Here is a 17,966-nt window from a genome sequence, read left to right on the forward strand (position 1 = left end):
CTTAGCCTCGTAGCATCTTTGTTTCGCTTGCAAAGGTATGAATATTAACTAAGGTTAAAACTGTGTTGATGGATTGTGACTGGCAATCCAGCACGACTGCAATTAGGAGTTTTTATGCTTGGAGAAAAGCACACGCTGAGTCATGACTTTCCCGAGTTTGACGACGTTATTGAATACCTGCTTAACCATAACCATGCATTTCAACAGGAGAATAAACGCTACAATGCACTGGACCGCGAAATCCGTACGCTGGAGCTAAATAATGGCCCAATAGAAGATTTAGCCATGCAACGGCTAAAGCAAAGCCGTGCAGAACTGAAAGATCAGCTGTATCGACAGCTTAAGCAACATCGTCATTGAGTATAGTCATTAAACGTCGTCATTAATGTTCTGCTGGCAGAAGCTGATAATTTTCAGCTCTGTTGGTATCGTCATCACAGCTTATATCAGTATCGGCACAGACCGTTATGGCATGTAGCACAAAGCTGCATCCCAAACGTAAAAGCTTTATACTATGCTGCGTTTATTTTTGTGAAGTACAACCGATGACCGATGAAACCCTTCAATTAACCAAAGCCTTAATTGCTCAACCTTCAGTAACCCCAGATGATATGCACTGCCAGCCAATGATGGCTGAGCGTTTAAAACCGCTGGGCTTTGAATGTAAAACTCTCAGCTATGCCGATGAGCATGGCGAGGTTGACAATTTATGGGCCATCGTTGGCGATCAGGGGCCGCTGCTGTGCTTTGCTGGCCATACCGACGTGGTGCCGCCAGGCAGTCTTGACGACTGGAATTCGCATCCATTTGAGCCCACCATACGCGATGGATATCTGTATGGCCGCGGCGCGGCAGATATGAAGACCTCATTAGCAGCCATGGTTGTTGCCTGTGAACGTGCGGCAGAGAACGCTAAACAGACCGGCAAATCGCTACAGGGTCGCATCGCTTTTCTAATCACCTCTGACGAAGAGGGTCCTGCCAGCTGCGGTACGGTAAAGGTTGTTGAATGGCTTGAAGCGAATGACATCAAAATTGATTATTGTGTGGTTGGCGAACCCTCTTCTACCGACAGCGTTGGCGATATTATTAAAAACGGTCGCCGTGGCAGCCTAGGCTGCTTACTTACTGTCAAAGGGGTTCAAGGCCATGTTGCCTACCCTCACCTAGCGGATAATCCGATACATCGGGTTGCACCAGCATTAGCCGAGTTAGCCGCTGAAGAATGGGATCAAGGCAATGACTTTTTCCCCGCCACAAGCTTTCAAATTTCCAATATTAATGGCGGCACTGGGGCAAGCAATGTGATTCCCGGCGATGTTGAGGTGATGTTTAATTTTCGCTTTTCAACCGAGTTAACCGAGGCAGACTTACGCCAGCGCACCGAGGCTATTTTGAATAAGCATCAGCTTGACTACGATATTGACTGGAAGTTATCAGGCCAGCCCTTTCTTACCGCCGAGGGTAACTTAGTCGATGCAACAAAACAGGCTATTTTACAAACCACCGGTCGCGCGACTACCTTGTCGACGGCGGGTGGTACATCTGATGGCCGCTTTATTGCACCCACCGGTGCGCAGGTCGTTGAGATTGGTCCGGTCAACGCGACTATTCATAAAATTAACGAGCGCGTGAAGCTAGACGATATTGAGCCTTTAACCGATATCTACCAATCCATCATCGAGACGCTAGTTTACTGAGATGGAGTTTACCCTAGACTTTAGCCGGACGTTTTTTCAGGTGATGCTGCTGATTTCGCCCATTTTAATCAGCCTGTCCAGCCTGATTATTGGGCTGGGCCAAGTGGTTGGCAAAATCGAGCGCTGGGACCGCTTAGACAGCCTGTATTGGTCACTGATCACGGCGACTACCGTTGGCTATGGTGACATCCGCCCGAAGCAGCACCTCTCGCGCGTGATTGCCATCGCCATCGCGATTATGGGGGTTATTTTCACCGGCATTTTAGTGTCTATTGCGATCGAAGCTACTCGCCATAGTGTGGCGATTCACGTCAATGCCGAGCGATTAGAATCCTATCGGCAGTCTGAACAGCTAGATCTGATCGACTCAGATTTACAGCTTTATGTCGAATAAAGCATCTGGTCAAAGTTAGCGTCGTCAAACATAGAGGCATCTGGCGCTAAGATACGCATATAGCGGTCAAAATAAAGAAACTGCTTCACCAGCAAGGTAAACTCGCGCGGAAAGCGAATACCATGCCGCTTACTGACTTTTGACAGATCAAGGGTCAGCACTTTCCAAAACTCATCCGGCTCAGCTTGATCGAGCAGTTGATCACTGGATAATTTTCGCCAAATACGGGCCAGGTCATCGGCGAATACTGTTGTTTGCACCGATTCGCTGGTGGCGCCAATCTGCAGCAGCGCCTCAGCAATGCCGTTGAAATCTTGATTCGGCACATGCACGCCTAATGACATCATGCCTTCCCAGGTCTTATCGGAAATCCGNCCAACAATGCCAAAGTCGATAAAGCCAATTTGCCCGTTTTCTAACATCATCACATTGCCAGCGTGTAAATCGGCATGATAAAGGTGGCAGTGCCGTAACGATAAAAACCAAGTTTCTAATGCCTGCATCAATGCCAGCTGAGGGTCATTACTAATCGCCCTAACCGCAGCGGTGTCGGATAAGGGCACGCCAAAGAAACGCTGCATGGTAATCACCTGCCGCGAGCAGAGCTCGCGATAGACTTTAGGCACGACAACCGCATCAATTTGCTGCTGTTGCAGAAAGCTCGCAAATTCTTGAATATTGTCGACCTCTTGCCGAAAGTCACACTCTTCCAGCATGCCATGTCGAATTTCTTCAATGATATCGCTCAGCGATGATTTCCAAGACTTTGGGCTAATCATTTCAATCAGCTGGGTAGAAAATTTAATAAACTGAAAATCCGTTTCTAACAGTTGCTGTACCCCAGGTTTTTGCACTTTTAACACCACTTGGGTGCCATCAATTAGCTCGGCCGCATGCACTTGGGCAATCGAAGCTGAGGCTAAGGGCCTTGGGTCGATATAGCGAAAACGGGTTTTTAAGCGCACCCCGAGCTCTTGCTCTAAAATCTGCTGTATGTCTGCAAAGGGCAGCTTTTCAGTTTGGTCCAAACAATCTTGAAAGGCATCGACATATTCGAGGGGGAACAAGGTCGGCGAGCTAGCGATCAATTGACCCAGTTTGACATAGGTGGCACCTAATGACTGCATGGTCTTTTGCAGCTCAAACGGAAACTCCGCGCGGCGGTTGCTGCTTTTTAACATGGTAAAGGCAAGCTTATTCATGGCAGCCGTGGTTTGACTGACACGTCTGGCCTGTCTGGCACTGGAGATGATTTCTTTAAGCATGCTAACTATACTTCCCTGAGGCTAAACCAGATGCATATGAATACGATTGAATAATTGCTTTACCAATACCGGTTTTGACAGGTAATCGGTGGCACCTGCATCCAGACATTTTTGCCGATCACCCAGCATCGCCTTCGCAGTTAATGCAATCACTGGAATATTGGCCAGTGAGGGACTATTGCGCAGATGTTTTAACACCTCATAGCCGTCCATATCTGGCATCATAATATCTAACAACACCAGCTCGATCGAGGTTTCTGCCATCAATATGTCTAATGCTGCTTTACCATTACTGGCTTGAAAAACGCGAACACCCTGACTTTGCAGAGTCGTGCTCATAGAGTATAAATTGCGTGTATCATCATCGACCAGCAAAATAGTTTTATCTTGCAAACTTTTCTGCGCCAAGATATCGCCGCTGCTGAGGCTTTGCGCCATATCTGATGATGTGCTGTAGGTTGCTAAACGCCTTTGCTTAATCAACTGTTTAGCCTGCACGGCGATATCTTGCACACCATGCGGTGATTTAACGATGATTTCGTCAGCATAAGACAGTAATACACGACGCTTATCAGCCAATAAATCTTCCGCGGTAAACAGCGCAATATGTTTATCTAAATATACCGGCATTGAGCGGATCACTCGAATAATATCTAAACCTGAAAAATCGGGTAGATTCAGATCGACAATCACCAGCTCATAGCTTTGCTGGTAGAGCATCTGCAGCGATTGCTCAGCGCTAGTAACAATATCTACACTTAAGCCTTGCTTAGCAAACACCGAGCGAATCACTTCGTGAAAGACAGCATTATCTTCGATGAACAAGGTTCTGGCTGGCGAGCCAGGCTTACTCAGCAATAAGTGGTCAAAGATGGATTCAAAGCTTGCTGGGTTGCAGTATCGATAAGTCTGCAAAGCAAGCTGATTAAGCTCAGCGTGGCTACAGGCAATGCTAAATACTGGCGGTAAATCATCAAGCTTAAGCAAAGCCTCAATAAGTGCCGGACAGTCACCCTCTACCACAATGGCAATCGGCCGCACTTTTGCTAAAAATGCCAGTAGTGCATCCGCTTTATTTTTTATCACCAACTTTAACGGAAAATCCGCCAGCAAGGTTTCGATCAGATCAAGACGGTGTTGTGAATCGCAAACGTATAAAATCGTCTCGCTCGGTAAGCTTTCAGGCAAGGGAAAGCGCTGAATCAAATCCGTTGCTAAATAGCCGCTGTCGGCCTGATCTAATAAGGAAACTTTGACAGACTGTTCTTGCTGCAGCATGGCATTGGCCGAACCAACCGGTATTGCAACTGCAAATTCAGAGCCACTGCCAATGCCTGCACTGCTTAAACTCACTGAGCCACCGAGTAATAGAGCCAGCTCTTTCGAGATAGTTAAACCAAGGCCTGTGCCGCCGAACTTTCGGCTAGTGGTGCCATCAGCCTGCTTAAATGCATCAAACACAATCGATTGTTTGTCTAAGGGGATACCAATACCGGTATCAACCACGTTAAAACTGACAAATTCATGATCGCGATCAAGACCATCGCTATCTAACATCTTCAATAAATCTTCATCGCTAGCCTTATCAATCACTACAGTCACAGAGCCATACTCAGTAAATTTAAAGGCATTAGATATGAAATTTTTCAGTATCTGAAACAATCTATGCTTATCGGTATAAATGACCTCGGGTGCAGTGGCTTGCACCTGACAAGAAAAAGAAAGATTTTTATTGTTTGCTAACATCTCAAACTGCATCGTTAGCTCATTAGCTATATCGATGGGTTTCAAGGTGTCAAATACGACATCCATTTTTCCTTCTTCAACTTTAGAGAGGTCTAGGATGTCATTAATCAAATTCAATAATTCTTCACCCGCATTATGGATAACCTGCGCATGCTTGACTTCTTCATTGGAGAGTTGTCGATCGCGATTTTCTAGTAAGGCGTCTGAGAGTAATAAGATACTGTTTAAAGGTGTTCGCAACTCGTGCGACATGATCGATAAAAACTGCGATTTATATTTACCCGACAATTCCAGTGCTTTTGACTTATCTAATAGCTCAATCTGCGAAGCTTCTAGCAGTTCGTTCTTCTCTAACACTTCAGATTTTTGTCTATCTAAATCTCGAGTCTTATCTTCCAGTTGATCATTAATCACACCAAGCTCATAGCGTTGACGCTGCAACTCTTTTGCTTGCTGCTGCGTTTGTTCAAGCATGAAGGCTACTTTTTTTCGCGTTTGCGCTGAATTAATAGCAACCGCAATACTGTTATTCGCCTGCAGTAATAAGACCTTTAATTTATTGGTTACGCTTGAGTCGGCTGCACTAAACACTAATTGCGCAACCAGCTCCTGGTCTAATAAAATTGGGAAGATTAACCAATGCGCAGGCTTTTCATGTATCGAGGTATCGCTGAGCAGCTCATCAGCTTCATCGTCTTGTCGATCGTAAAGCCCGAAATATTGTATCGCTTGCTTTTCAATCGCCGCCTCTCCAGCTTTGCCCTCATCAAGGTTAATAACTTGGTCAAAACTGAGAATCTGATCCACACCGCTTTGCTGTTGTAACACCAGACTATCTTCATCAACACGCAAATAAAAACCCATCGCATGAATTTTGCTGATACTAGCCTGTAAATATTCACAGACATTCTCGATAAGCTGATCAACGCCAGGGTCGCCGCGCATGCTGTCGTCTAGACCGGTCAAAAATAACTGCGCCGCCTCGCGCTGCAAACGGTGTTGATTCTCACGCTTCAGCACAAAGCGCATTGAGTTTAGCGACTGTACCAATTGACCGGTTTCGTCACGAGCCTTGGTTTGTAAACTGGCATCGAGATCACCCGCAGCAATGGCATGTGCAAATTCAACCGCATTCTGAAAGGCCGTCACTACCCGTTGAATGATCAACAGTGAGAACAAGCCCAACACCAGAAAAAGAATCAAGCCTAAGATCAAGCCAAACTCAACAATAAATTTCTCATCGTCGTTAATAGTCTGTAGTTGGCTATCAAAGGACTGGTAGCGATTGTTCAGGAAGCTTTTCTGTAACTTTAGATATTGTTCACGTTGTGTATAGATACTGTCGTAGCCGGCAATAATTTGATCATAGTTCAGTTCATTTTCAATGACCCTGCGGGTGTGACTTGCGATACTGCGCTGATATTGCGTAAACGAGCTTTGCAGCTGATTAAACTCTTCTGCTGGCAGTTGATAACGTGCCTGAACGTAGGCAAATTCATTCTCAATATTTTTTGCTTGTTGGTTGGCCTCATCTAGCGTATCTAAATCGGCCTCTGCCAGCGCAGCTTGGTACAGCTCATCAAGCTGATTAAAATTGATTTGTAAATAATTGGAAAACTGCAGTACCTGAAACTCATCTTCGATCAGGTAAGCGAGTCTATCGCGAATATCAACGGAAAGACGGTAGTTAACCGCTTGATAAATAGCAAAGCCAACCAGGCCAATTGCCGCAATCAGGCCAATTTTGAAACTGATCGGCAGACGTTTAAACATAATAATGGCTCATCAGCTTCATTGAGATAAGCGCCATTGCGCGGGATGATTTATATTTGCTGTAATTATTTTATATATTTATCTGCTTTAGCAATGCGTTTAGCAGTATTTTTGCACTTACTGTGACTGCTAATGCGCTGTGGCTAGTAATGCGGCGGTTTTTGATCAACTGGCGACTTCGCTAAACTGCCCTGCTCTAAGTCGCCTAATACCGCATTTAACTCTGAAATTAGCTGCTTCATCTGCCCCTGTAAGGACATGATATCTTGCTGCTGCTGAGCGACCACATCGCTTAACTGCTGCATGGCATCTTCTTGAAAGGTGAGTTTGGTTTGCATCTCAATCAGTTGCCTTGCGTCGATTGGATGATCAGCATCTGAATGTTTTGCCACCATAAGCCTTATACTCTTTCTGCAATTAATTCACTTGGTTGACAATAGTGGGATTCGCTAAACTTTGCAATATCTCAATCACCTGTTCAATCAGCTGCTGTCTTGCCTGTCGGCTGGCCCATGCGGTATGCGGTGTGATCATCAAATTCGGTATATCGTCAGCAAGCATTGGGTGATTAGCCGCGGGGGGCTCCTGACTTAAAACATCGGTAGCCGCAGCGGCTATATCCCCTTGCTTCAGTGCGCTGATTAAATCTGACTCGTTAACAATACCACCTCGGCCTAAGTTTAATACAATCGCCGATGATTTCATCAATGCAAATGCACGGGCATCGATCAAATTCTTACTTTGATCGCTTAATGGGCTATGTATAGAAATAACATCGGCCTGACGATAAATCTGATCCAGCGGCACTCGCTTATTGCTGTGATCCGCTTCACCGCTTAAGCTCTCGGCAATAATGACCTGCATGCCTAAAGCCTCAGCAACCTGCTTAACACGCCGACCAATCGTGCCATAGCCAATGATCGCTAAGGTTTCACCTGCAACCTCATTAATTTGATAGTCCAATAAACCAAAAAAGTCACTGCGACTCCATTTGCCTTGGCTAACCGCTGCGGTGTAAGCAGGCAACTGACTTTTTAAAGATAGCAGCATCGCAAAAGTCTGCTGCACCACCGACTCTGTCGAATAGGCAACAATATTCGCCACAGCAATACCCATCGCACGAGCAGCCGTTAAATCCACATTATTTGTGCCGGTTGCCAAGATTATAATCAGCTTTAACTGCGTATTTGCCGCTAATAGATCAGCGTCTAGAACCACTTTATTGGTTAAAATAATGTCTTGTTTTGACACCCGCGCAGCGGTTTGTTCAGGCTGAGTGCTGTCATAGCAAGTCCAGTTGATGCGCTGACCACCAATCTGGCAGTCAAATAATGCATCAAGCGCTAGGTCGTCAGGGCATAAGCTTTGATAATCAAGAATGGTCGCGTGCATATTTGTATCTTTATAAGCAAGTTTAATGATCGTACTGCAAATTTTTGGCTGTTTAATTTGGCTGTTTAATTTGGCTGATTTTTTTGGCTGATTACATTAGCTGTTTCACTTAGCTACTAGCGCTTCACATAGAAGATAAGATAGCGACTAAGTGAGTGACACCTGCTGCATGACAAACCACAGCAGCAGGGGTAGGCTACAAAATGACATCAGGGTCGATATAACCACCACAGCTGCCACTTTCTCGGCTTGTTGCTTGAATGTTGCCGCGATCAAATAATTAAACACTGCTGACGGCATCGCAGCCTGAATCAGAATCACACCGCGAATCAAACCCTCGAGCGCTAATAACTCTACAACAGCATAGCCCAAGATAAACCCGACAAACAGTCTTGCTGCCGCATAGAAAGAGCTTTTAGCAACATCGTTAATGCGCAAACTGTGCAGTGAAACCCCTAAAGAAAACAGCATTAACGGAATGGCCATATCGCCCACAAGGCTTAGACTATTCATCACAGCTAAGGGCAGACTAATCTGATTCAGAACAATGACAATCGACAGCAACGCTGAATAAAACACCGGTGATTTGAACAACGTTTGCAACGCTGGCTTGCCGCTAGTCCATGCAACTCCCAATGAAAAATGCAGCATCGAAGTGACCATAAATACCGTCAGTGCCAACGCCAATGCTGTGTCACCAAATGCAAATAAGCAGATGGGCACTCCCATATTACCGGTATTGGCAAACGTCAGGCTGGACATATAGCTGCGGGTATCGTCAGCTAGGCAGCGAATCAACAAGCGATTAATCGGATAATACATCGCTAGAAGCAGCAATGTTGCCAATGCAACTTGGCTAAAATCATTCATCGAAATCGTTGCCTGACTAAGTGTTGAAATAATCAGACAAGGACAGCCAATATTCATCACCAGGCGCGAAACAAACTCAGCATTATAAGGTTGTTTCAAAGCCGACCAAATAAACCCCAATGCCGCTGCAAAAAATATCGGCGCAATGACAGCGAGAATTGCGATCAACATGGATTAATTCAGCTGACCTGAATATTGTAAACGATAGTCACCGTTGCTCTGTTTACGAGCAATAAAGTTTAAGGTTTGGCTGATAACCGTATCCGTCTCTGCTGTCGGCTGTACATTGAGATCAACTTCATAGCGCTGATCATCTAATTCTATATTTGCCATGCCGGAAAGATTAAATGCCGCATCAATATCGCTGAGATTCGCCTGCAGTTGATTATCTTGCTGACGCATATTGATACCAAAATCACCCAAATAGGCATCTTTTTGGATACTTACAGCAAGATCATTAATCACCAGCTGCGCCTCAAGTGCATCAATCTGAGGGAGCTTGGTCGAGCTTGGTATAACATCTAACCAAAGCGCTAAAGCTTGAACATCTAGATCAATTTGGCCTGCAAGCTTTGCTGGCAAACGATAAAATTGACTTAACCAGGTAATATCTAAGCGTGCTTGGCTGTCATTAACGGTAAGCTTATCGCTAAGAAAATCATAAACAATAGCTGCATCAACAAATTGATCTGCCTGACGCGCGCTAACAGCCAGATTAATATCGCTCATCAATAGCGACCAAGGCTTGAGCCGCCACTCAACCGTGCCAAGTTCAAGAATATAACTCTGTCGCTTCAAGGTACCAGCAGGGAATTTAATTTGCACGTGTTGCGCAGAACCGGAAAATAAACTGCCCTGCACATTATCAAGATATAGCATGCCGCTTCGCTGTGCTAGCTGGTAAAGTAAGAAGTCTGACGGCATTTTCAAAGCCAATAGAATCAGCAAGGCAAAGCTAGCCAAGCTGGCAACTAATACGTTTCTTTTCATTGCAGACTACTTTGTAAATTTAATTCTGGCATTGACCAAACCTGCTTGATTTGCAGAGTTCATCGATACCGACAGCACCGTTACGGCGTATTGCTGCTCAATCGTAGACATAAACACTAATAAGCGATCAAACGGCACTTTATCAAGCCATACCTGAGCCTCATCGCCCTTAGGCTGAAACCGTGACATCTTGAGCTCAGCCTTTTTGGCAGCCTGTTGAGCTAATTGCGACAAAGATCTAGTGTTAGCGGTACTGGGGTTATTGCCTTGTAGCTGGCGAATCTGGCTCACCGTGGTTTGCATAGAGCCTATTAGCTGCTGATTAGCCGACACACGATTTTCAAGCTGCTGCTTACTATCCAGTAAACCTAACCAAATTAAACCCACCAATACGTAAGCCACTAATGCCACCATCAGCACTATGAGCATGCTTTGATCGCGCTTTTCGAGTGCTAAAAATTTTTGCCGTAATGCGTCCATCATTAAGCCCCTTTCAAGGATAAGCTAGCACGCAGCTGATCATCTTGCGCATTCGAGTTTTTGATTTCAGTGTCAAAACCTGCAGCCTGGAGCGCATTAATAATGGTTTGCAAACGATCGTAGTCTTGCACCAAAAAATCCAGACGCATGGTTGAGGTTTTTGCATCATACAGTAGGCTATTCAGCTGTTCGACCTCAGCATCGGCTAACACCTGACCGGCTCGATTTAACCAGCCAATAAATTGCTGTCCACTTCCATTCTGAGACAGCTGCTGTAATTTTCGCTGCAGCTGTTTTTGATGGTCAACAATGTTGCCGCGCGGAATTGCCTGACGAAAAATAGCGTCCATCTCAGCACGTTGCGCCAGCAGCTGCTGTTCAATCTGCGTGTTATGCACAGATAAAAATAACATTTGCGCAAGATAAACCACAGCGGCAAACAGCAATACAAAGCGCCAGGGTTTAAGCATCGAAAACCAATTCAAACTCTGTGCAAATTGGCCTTGTAAGAAGTTGAACGGTCGGATCGCCGTGGCCTGTTGCAAGGGTGATTGCGTGACAATAAAGCTAGCGATTAATTTGGCATAATTAAACGACTGCAAGCTTAGCTGCAGCGCTGGCTCAGATGTATTGCCGTGATCCTTAAGCTCGGTATCCAGACTATTATATAAGCTATGCGCCAGGTCAAGCTGACTGTCCTGCGCCAAAATATGTAAAGCGTGACCCTGCAAACCTGGCTGCTGTGCATATTGGCTAATGGCCAAAGTGATATGATCATGATCAACAGGGTACACAGCGTCAGCATCGACAAGCAAAGCACTATCATCGAGCACAATACAATACAGCGCCTCAGCGCCTATACCTGCATCACTACCCGCATCTATTGCTGCATCAATATCCGCGCTGTTACTGACAGCGGTATTTTGTCTCTCAGACTGCGGTTCCGCCGTTTCTGTTGGCTGAATTAAATGCAGCATGGGCATGACTAAGGCTTGCTCGGGAATGCATAGCGTGGGAGTGATACCGATCGTCGAGAGCCGTGCCAACAGCTGTTGTAACTGTTCGGCATCAGTTGCGGCAAGCTCTACTTTTGCGGCAGCAGGTTTCGCGTTCACCAGCTGCAAGCCATCAACATCAGACAGTATCGATTCTTCCAGCAAAAAAGGCAGCGCTTTAACAATATGCTTTCTTTCTTGCTGCGCGAATGGGATAGTTTTGAAGATGCAGTCTAACGATGAAATTACCAGCACCACTTGCTGCAAAGCGTCTTCCTGCTGTGCGGCAGCGGCTAACTGTTCTAAGTTGCCAGCAAAACTTTGACAGTGATCAATGCTATCGCCGATGTGCCAACGGAAAAAATCTGAGTCTAGAAATGACGTTTGTATGATTGCAAGCATAGTGAATATTTTTATAAGCCGTCGGTACTGCGAGCCAAAATTTTAATAGTACCATCTTTGCGTGAGATTACACTGTCTAGATGCATCACCACATCGTCTAATTGTACATCAGATGCCAGTAAAAAATAATCGCTCGCAAGCGACATCTCTGCCCCCGGCCAAAGCACTAAACCGTTTAGGTCGTTGATTAGGCTAGAGAAGTCATCATAACCGCTTTGCTGGCGCTCAAGCAGCGTATTTAGCTCAGCCTGATCAATCGGTGCCGGCACACTGTAACCCGGTGTCAAATTTTGCAAGGCAGTTTGATCATTATCGGCGATAATCAGCGCCGACAATAATTCAACACTGGCAGTATTTAGATTAATAGCCGTATCACCGGTAGCTGGCCATACGGTGAGATGCGGCTGCAGCTTGCGAAATAAACTGACCGGTAAGTTACAGATCAAGCGCAGCTCAGAAACAGAAACTAAAGCTTGGTTTGCGGTTCGGTGTGGCGAGCGCCCAGCAATCGCGTAATAAGCATCATCTTCGCCACAGTCAAAGCCGCGGGTGTTTTGATCTTGATCAATATAGTCCAAGACACTTTCGGTGATTGATACAGCCTGATCATAACTGATCGACTGCTGATCATTATTGAAGCTTTGCAATAAGCGAATGAAAACGCCTTGCTGCCAGGTAAAAGGGACAGCCCGCTGCCCTTGATTTGCCGACTGTCCTTGATTTGCCTGCGGGAGCAGCAAGCTATTTATATTAAAGCGGCCCTGTAAATCATACAGGCGACCGGTATAGGCACCGTTATCGAGAATAAACGGCGGCGTTTCTTGCGCCCAAAATTCAGCTAAGTGGTCGACACTGGCGCCGTTTTCTTGATCTAGCTGCGAATCTAACTCCAGTGCTTTATGCGCAATCGCCTCGGTTGCCCTGAGATAACTTTCGGCTTGCGATGCAGTGAGCTGATTTGAAGTGCGACGAATATGAAAATTATGCTCAACCGTCATGGTCGCAACCAACACCACCACAATAGACAAAATCAGCAATGACACAATTAATGCTGCGCCATTCTGCTTAAAAGCATGCTGAACGTGTGTGTTTACCATCATTGCAGCAGCTCTTGCTCAATGAATTCAAATTTTCGCGTCAGCACGCCCCAATTCTTGGTTTCAATCGTCATGATAGCAAATGCCGGTAAGCTGTTAAGATCATCGGCCAATTCGTCGGGCGGCCATTGCTGAATAGTTTGGGGAGATGCTAATGGATTGCTGGCATTAGCATTATCGGCTTGAATAAATGAGAGACTGAACGATTCAACATCTTCAAACAGCACGACTTTTTGCGGATCTTCACCGTAGTGATCAGGCATGGCCCAGCTATAACGCATTAAGGTTTGATCGTCTAAATAGTAGGCCACACGTTCAAGATGCGAGCGTTGAAATCGATCTAACTGGGGATTCAACTTACCACTGCGGGTGAATTCAAGATTTGGCAGTGAGAAGGCATTGTAACGAAATGCCGCTTCGAAACCATCGCCGTCTGGATTACGCACTTTTCGCGCAACAATATGGTGAAAATCTTTCTGAATAAAAAACATCGCGGTTGATAAGCGCTGTAAGGCATCACTTTGCTGCTGCGATACCTCGGCTAATCGACTGGCGCTATCCATACTCTGGTAAGCCATGATGGCGGCAACCGCTGTAATCGATACGGCTAACAATACTTCGATTAAAGTAAAACCGCGGCTGGCTTTATGCTTAAGTGGACTAGAGTTGGGTTTAGCAGACATCAGTTTGACTCTGTGTTTTGTGCCGGCTCATCAGCATTGGAAGAGTCTTGATTATTAGCAGGGGTAGTCGAGGCAGTCGGCGGTTCGGCAAAAGCGGGTCTTGACTGCGGCGCTGTATCAAAGCGTCGCACAATACCTGTGAGGGTAGTAATAGCTTGCTGATCACGGTTTTCTTTGCTTAAAAATACGCTGATCTGCACACCAATAATATCTTTGAACTCTTCTTGCGGAAAAGCTTTAGCCTCACTGCGCCAGTACCAGGTTCGCCCGGCGATTTGTTCCTCTCCCTGTTGTGATTTTGCGATATTGCCGCTGCGCCGATTAGCAAAGCGAATTTCTGCCAGAGCATTTTCAGCTGCCCACTGCGCAAATAATTTATCCCGTAAATAACCGGTGTTTTCTAGCTGATTGCTCAGCGCATAAAGCATGGCCGGTAAAGCTAAAGCCAATATTGCCACCGCCACCATCACTTCAATTAAGGTAAAGCCTTTCGCCATTCTGCGCTGTAGCAATGCTTGCTCGAACCGCCAACTATTCATCTTCAGCCTGCCCAGGTAACAAAAACTCAAACTGCGCCATGAAATTTGCTTTTATGGTGTAGATATTGGGTTCAGAAAAATTTTGCGCATCGACTCCGTTATCAATCAGCTGTAAAACAAAATTTTGCGTTTCACCACTGGATAAAAAATAAATATCAGGCTCTAGTAATGCCTGTTGTTGAACATTTTGATCTAATTCAAAAAGTCGCCTGTCCTGTTTTTCAATGTCACCCAACATGACCTCTTCTTGATTGATGCTTAGGCTTAGCGTTAGGCCAGGCATGAGCTCATGCTCAGCTAGGTCCTCAGTCTCAATCAGCTGCCATAGCTTGAGCTCAGGATCATAAAGCATAAATTGATAGCGCCAACGCTCTGGCACGTCACTAGTATCAAGATCAAACCGCACACCTAACTGTCGCCGGTAAAATACCGCCTCACTTACGGCCAGCTGCAGCGCTTGGTACAGGGCACGCGCTTGCCCTTGAACCTGCTGACGTCGATTACCGTCACCAACCGATAGCACCACAACAGACATCAGCATGCCAATGATTAGCATCACAAATAAAATTTCAATTAACGAAAAACCCCGCTGCTTCTGCTGCGGGGTTTTATTTATGGGTGAAGTTATCGATTGTAACATCGGCAAAAAAGTGATTATCGAAAGTGTTTAGCGTTTCTAGGCTTTTTAACCCTAGCTTAGTCACCTAACTCCCAATTGCCCATATCTTGATTTTCACCTTCACCGCCAGCAATACCGTCTGCGCCGTAGGTATAAATATCAAAACTGCCATTCTCGCCCGGACTAAGGTATAAATAAGCTGAGCCCCAAGGGTCTTTCGGCAGCTTTTCCATATAGCCGCCTTCACGGAAATTTCTTGGCTGCGGTGAAATATCGCTTGGCGTAATCAATGCGTCTAAGCCCTGCTCTGTTGAGGGGTAAGTAAAATTATCAAGCTTATACATTTTTAAGGCCGTTGAGATATTAGCAAAATCAGCCGCCGCTTTTTTCTTGCGCGCATCCTCGGCTTGGCCAATCACTCGCGGACCGATAATTGAGGCTAATAGGCCTATAATCACCAACACCACCATAATCTCGATCAGACTAAAGCCAGATGATTTGTTGTGTAACACTTTCATAGTAAATCCTAGGTAAAACCGGTCAATTATTAAATTAAGTTAGAGTATTCAGATCCATTATCGGCAATAAAATCGCAATCACAATGGTCATGACGATACCGCTCATCAATACAATCATCAGTGGCTCAATCACCGCCACCAGTCCACTGATCGTCATATCAATCTCGCGTTCCTGGTTATTTGCCACTTTTTCCAACATCGCTTCCAGCTCACCCGCTTGTTCACCGGCACCGACCATATGTACCAACATTGGTGGAAATTCGCCACTGCTATCAAGCGCGCGACTAAACGATTTACCTTCTTGCACATCGTCAGCAACTGTTTGCGCCACCGCCTGTAATACAACATTATTCATTACCGCTGAGCCTATACGCAGTGATTGCAAAAGAGGCACACCCGAGGCTACTAACATGCTTAATGTGGATGAAAAACGCGCGGTTTCAATGGTGCGGTATAAATTTGAGAAAAATGGTAGCTTTAATAATATTTGATGCAGCTTTTTTTTCGGCGCAGGCTTTTGTAAATATCGCCTTAAGAAAAACAAGCCAAGTACAATCACAATTAAACTGAGCAGACCATAGTTAACCATATAATCGCTGACCGCGATTAGAGCCTGTGTAATACCCGGCAGTTCGCTGCCTTTGGTATCAAACACTTTGACCAAATTTGGCACCACTTTCACCATCAGGGCAGCAACCACTGCAAAGGCAACCAATGATAGAATCAATGGATATATCATCGCCGATTTAATTTTTTGCTGGGTAAACTGTGAGCTCTCGGTATAGTCGGCGAGACGCTCTAAAACTACACCTAAAAATCCTGCCGATTCACCGGCCTTTACCATCGCTTGGTACATACCGCTAAACACTTTAGGAAACTCACCCAGTGCATAAGCCAAACTATGCCCTTCTAATACGCGCGCACGTAAATCTAAAATCATCGACTTAATCTGTGGCTTACTGGTTTGTTGCGCACTGGCTTGTAATGCCTCATCCAAAGGCATATTTGACCTTACCAAGGTTGAGAGCTGGCGCGTAAATAGCGCCAACTCACTTGGTTTAAGCTTGACCGCATTGAATGACTGCAGCCACGATGTGGAGTTGGCACTGCTGCTGGCAGCTTTCAACTGAGTGCCAGATTCGGACACTTGCAATGGCTTTAAACCCTGCTCACGCAGCAGTTGACGAATTTGACGCGCTGAATCACCCTCAATAACGCCCTTGGTTTTTTTGCCATTCGCATTAAGCGCTTGATAGTTAAATGCGGCCATGCCTCACCTTTAGGCTGCTGTCACACGCAACACTTCTTCAAGCGTTGTTTCACCAGCTAACACACGCTTGAAGCCATCATCACGAATTGATGGGTAATGCGCTCTGGCATACTGCTCGATTTCTTGTTCATTCAGCGCATCGTGAATATACCGTCGTATCGTATCGTCAACCTCGATATANTCGTATATGCCCGCGCGGCCGCGATAGCCCTGATAATTGCATTTATCACAGCCTACCGCCTGATAAATCTCTGCCTCTTGCCCATCGTCCAGCAAATGCTGAAATAATTCACGCTCTGATTCATTGGCTAGGTGCGGCTTACGGCAATGTGGACATAATTTACGCACTAGTCGCTGGGCAATCACCGCAGAAAGGCTGGACGCTAATAAAAACGGTTCAATGCCCATATCATTGAGCCGCGTAATAGCCCCAATGGCGGTGTTAGTATGCAGGGTTGATAAGACTAAGTGACCCGTTAATGAGGCCTGAACGGCAATTTGTGCGGTTTCAATATCACGGATCTCACCAATCATAACAACATCAGGATCTTGGCGAAGAATAGCCCGTAAACCACGCGCAAAAGTCATATCAACTTTCGCATTCACCTGAGTTTGACCAATGCCTGGCAGCAAATATTCGACTGGATCCTCAATCGTCAAAATATTTCTGCTCTCATCATTAATATGGGTTAAACCGGCATACAAGGTTGTGGTTTTACCCGAACCGGTTGGCCCAGTAACCAACACAATACCGTGCGGCAAAGCTAAGGTTTTTTGATAGCCACGTTGTGCAGCCGGCGCCATATTGAGCTGCGAAAGCTCTAACTGACCTGCCTGCTTATCTAATAAGCGCAATACAATGCGCTCGCCATATGACGTTGGGTTGGTCGACAATCGGATATCTACTGCATGACCGGCTAAGCGAATTGAAATACGACCATCTTGAGGAATGCGTTTTTCAGCAATATCCAGCTTTGCCATAACTTTTAAGCGAGACACTAAAAGCGGCGCCAACATTCTTTTGGGACGCAGCACCTCAGACAATACACCGTCAATGCGAAACCGAATCACCAAGTCATTTTCAAAGGTTTCTATATGAATATCAGAAGCCTGATCACGCACGGCCTGAGATAATATGGCATTGATTAAGCGAATTACCGGGGCGTCTTCCTCATCCGCCATTAGATCTGCCGATTCAGGAATCTCGTCCGCTAAGCGCGACAAATCAAAGTC

18 protein-coding genes are annotated in these 17,966 nt (G+C 45.7%); 3 read left to right on the forward strand and 15 right to left on the reverse strand.

Annotation, left to right across the window (positions count from 1 at the left end; genetic code table 11):
- The first annotated feature begins 114 nt into the window (after positions 1 to 114).
- From HRU21_02850 to HRU21_02860, 3 genes are all read left to right on the forward strand, one after another.
- Positions 115 to 360 carry a YdcH family protein gene (locus HRU21_02850; GenBank protein ID NRA41229.1) on the forward strand — a complete coding sequence of 82 codons (246 nt, stop codon included), beginning with the start codon at positions 115 to 117 and terminating at the stop codon, positions 358 to 360.
- Between the two features lie 185 nt (positions 361 to 545).
- The gene (gene dapE / locus HRU21_02855) at positions 546 to 1,700 is read left to right on the forward strand and encodes a succinyl-diaminopimelate desuccinylase (protein ID NRA41230.1); all 1,155 of its coding nucleotides are present in this window, start codon (positions 546 to 548) and stop codon (positions 1,698 to 1,700) included.
- Between the two features lies 1 nt (position 1,701).
- Entirely contained in the window at positions 1,702 to 2,094 is a 393-nt protein-coding gene (locus HRU21_02860) for a two pore domain potassium channel family protein (GenBank protein ID NRA41231.1), read from the forward strand.
- On the opposite strand, the gene HRU21_02865 is transcribed toward HRU21_02860, so the two are convergent.
- The 15 genes from HRU21_02865 to gspE form a co-directional block, all read right to left on the reverse strand.
- The gene (locus HRU21_02865; GenBank protein ID NRA41232.1) at positions 2,082 to 3,359 is read right to left on the reverse strand and encodes an AarF/ABC1/UbiB kinase family protein; all 1,278 of its coding nucleotides are present in this window, start codon (positions 3,357 to 3,359) and stop codon (positions 2,082 to 2,084) included. The two genes, HRU21_02860 and HRU21_02865, sit on opposite strands and share 13 nt — an antisense overlap.
- Positions 3,360 to 3,380: 21 nt before the next feature.
- Positions 3,381 to 6,878, reverse strand: a complete 3,498-nt coding sequence (locus tag HRU21_02870; GenBank protein NRA41233.1) for a response regulator — start codon at positions 6,876 to 6,878, stop codon at positions 3,381 to 3,383.
- Positions 6,879 to 7,021: 143 nt separating this feature from the next.
- Positions 7,022 to 7,273 (reverse strand): SlyX family protein, encoded by a 252-nt coding sequence (locus tag HRU21_02875; protein ID NRA41234.1) that lies wholly within the window; start codon positions 7,271 to 7,273, stop codon positions 7,022 to 7,024.
- 22 nt (positions 7,274 to 7,295) lie between these two features.
- Entirely contained in the window at positions 7,296 to 8,270 is a 975-nt protein-coding gene (locus tag HRU21_02880; GenBank protein ID NRA41235.1) for a D-2-hydroxyacid dehydrogenase, read from the reverse strand.
- Positions 8,271 to 8,417: 147 nt separating this feature from the next.
- Positions 8,418 to 9,311 carry an AEC family transporter gene (locus HRU21_02885; protein ID NRA41236.1) on the reverse strand — a complete coding sequence of 298 codons (894 nt, stop codon included), beginning with the start codon at positions 9,309 to 9,311 and terminating at the stop codon, positions 8,418 to 8,420.
- A 3-nt stretch (positions 9,312 to 9,314) separates the two neighbouring features.
- Positions 9,315 to 10,130: a type II secretion system protein N gene (gene gspN, locus HRU21_02890; GenBank protein ID NRA41237.1), complete on the reverse strand. Its 816-nt coding sequence runs from the start codon at positions 10,128 to 10,130 to the stop codon at positions 9,315 to 9,317.
- Positions 10,131 to 10,136: 6 nt separating this feature from the next.
- Complete coding sequence (locus tag HRU21_02895) at positions 10,137 to 10,613, reverse strand: type II secretion system protein M (protein ID NRA41238.1); 477 nt, start codon at positions 10,611 to 10,613, stop codon at positions 10,137 to 10,139.
- A complete protein-coding gene (locus tag HRU21_02900) occupies positions 10,613 to 12,007 on the reverse strand; it encodes a hypothetical protein (protein ID NRA41239.1) in 1,395 nt (464 codons plus the stop codon). Before HRU21_02900 ends, HRU21_02895 begins: the two co-directional genes overlap by 1 nt.
- An 11-nt stretch (positions 12,008 to 12,018) precedes the next feature.
- A complete protein-coding gene (gspK, locus tag HRU21_02905) occupies positions 12,019 to 13,107 on the reverse strand; it encodes a type II secretion system minor pseudopilin GspK (protein NRA41240.1) in 1,089 nt (362 codons plus the stop codon).
- Positions 13,104 to 13,787 carry a type II secretion system minor pseudopilin GspJ gene (gspJ, locus tag HRU21_02910; protein NRA41241.1) on the reverse strand — a complete coding sequence of 228 codons (684 nt, stop codon included), beginning with the start codon at positions 13,785 to 13,787 and terminating at the stop codon, positions 13,104 to 13,106. The genes gspK and gspJ overlap by 4 nt, the downstream gene beginning before the upstream one ends.
- A complete protein-coding gene (gene gspI / locus HRU21_02915; GenBank protein ID NRA41242.1) occupies positions 13,787 to 14,326 on the reverse strand; it encodes a type II secretion system minor pseudopilin GspI in 540 nt (179 codons plus the stop codon). The genes gspJ and gspI overlap by 1 nt, the downstream gene beginning before the upstream one ends.
- Complete coding sequence (locus HRU21_02920) at positions 14,319 to 14,966, reverse strand: prepilin-type N-terminal cleavage/methylation domain-containing protein (GenBank protein ID NRA41243.1); 648 nt, start codon at positions 14,964 to 14,966, stop codon at positions 14,319 to 14,321. The genes gspI and HRU21_02920 overlap by 8 nt, the downstream gene beginning before the upstream one ends.
- Positions 14,967 to 15,022: 56 nt before the next feature.
- On the reverse strand, positions 15,023 to 15,463 hold the full coding sequence (gene gspG, locus HRU21_02925; protein NRA41244.1) for a type II secretion system major pseudopilin GspG: 441 nt from the start codon (positions 15,461 to 15,463) through the stop codon (positions 15,023 to 15,025).
- Between the two features lie 34 nt (positions 15,464 to 15,497).
- Complete coding sequence (gene gspF, locus HRU21_02930; protein NRA41245.1) at positions 15,498 to 16,733, reverse strand: type II secretion system inner membrane protein GspF; 1,236 nt, start codon at positions 16,731 to 16,733, stop codon at positions 15,498 to 15,500.
- A gap of 9 nt (positions 16,734 to 16,742) precedes the next feature.
- A partial coding sequence (gene gspE, locus HRU21_02935) for a type II secretion system ATPase GspE (protein NRA41246.1) occupies positions 16,743 to 17,966 on the reverse strand: 1,224 nt, incomplete at its 5' end.

It is taken from the genome of Pseudomonadales bacterium (assembly GCA_013215025.1).
Taxonomy (GTDB): Bacteria; Pseudomonadota; Gammaproteobacteria; order Pseudomonadales; family DT-91; genus DT-91.

Excerpts from the sequence above, each read along its gene's own strand:
- HRU21_02850 (NRA41229.1), top strand. The coding sequence starts at position 115 with ATGCTTGGAGAAAAGCACACGCTGAGTCATGACTTTCCCGAGTTTGAC.
- dapE (NRA41230.1), top strand. The coding sequence starts at position 546 with ATGACCGATGAAACCCTTCAATTAACCAAAGCCTTAATTGCTCAACCT.
- HRU21_02860 (NRA41231.1), top strand. The coding sequence starts at position 1,702 with ATGGAGTTTACCCTAGACTTTAGCCGGACGTTTTTTCAGGTGATGCTG.
- HRU21_02870 (NRA41233.1), bottom strand. The coding sequence starts at position 6,878 with ATGTTTAAACGTCTGCCGATCAGTTTCAAAATTGGCCTGATTGCGGCA.
- HRU21_02875 (NRA41234.1), bottom strand. The coding sequence starts at position 7,273 with ATGGTGGCAAAACATTCAGATGCTGATCATCCAATCGACGCAAGGCAA.
- HRU21_02880 (NRA41235.1), bottom strand. The coding sequence starts at position 8,270 with ATGCACGCGACCATTCTTGATTATCAAAGCTTATGCCCTGACGACCTA.
- HRU21_02885 (NRA41236.1), bottom strand. The coding sequence starts at position 9,311 with ATGTTGATCGCAATTCTCGCTGTCATTGCGCCGATATTTTTTGCAGCG.
- gspN (NRA41237.1), bottom strand. The coding sequence starts at position 10,130 with ATGAAAAGAAACGTATTAGTTGCCAGCTTGGCTAGCTTTGCCTTGCTG.
- HRU21_02895 (NRA41238.1), bottom strand. The coding sequence starts at position 10,613 with ATGATGGACGCATTACGGCAAAAATTTTTAGCACTCGAAAAGCGCGAT.
- HRU21_02900 (NRA41239.1), bottom strand. The coding sequence starts at position 12,007 with ATGCTTGCAATCATACAAACGTCATTTCTAGACTCAGATTTTTTCCGT.
- gspK (NRA41240.1), bottom strand. The coding sequence starts at position 13,107 with ATGATGGTAAACACACACGTTCAGCATGCTTTTAAGCAGAATGGCGCA.
- gspJ (NRA41241.1), bottom strand. The coding sequence starts at position 13,787 with ATGTCTGCTAAACCCAACTCTAGTCCACTTAAGCATAAAGCCAGCCGC.
- gspI (NRA41242.1), bottom strand. The coding sequence starts at position 14,326 with ATGAATAGTTGGCGGTTCGAGCAAGCATTGCTACAGCGCAGAATGGCG.
- HRU21_02920 (NRA41243.1), bottom strand. The coding sequence starts at position 14,966 with ATGTTACAATCGATAACTTCACCCATAAATAAAACCCCGCAGCAGAAG.
- gspG (NRA41244.1), bottom strand. The coding sequence starts at position 15,463 with ATGAAAGTGTTACACAACAAATCATCTGGCTTTAGTCTGATCGAGATT.
- gspF (NRA41245.1), bottom strand. The coding sequence starts at position 16,733 with ATGGCCGCATTTAACTATCAAGCGCTTAATGCGAATGGCAAAAAAACC.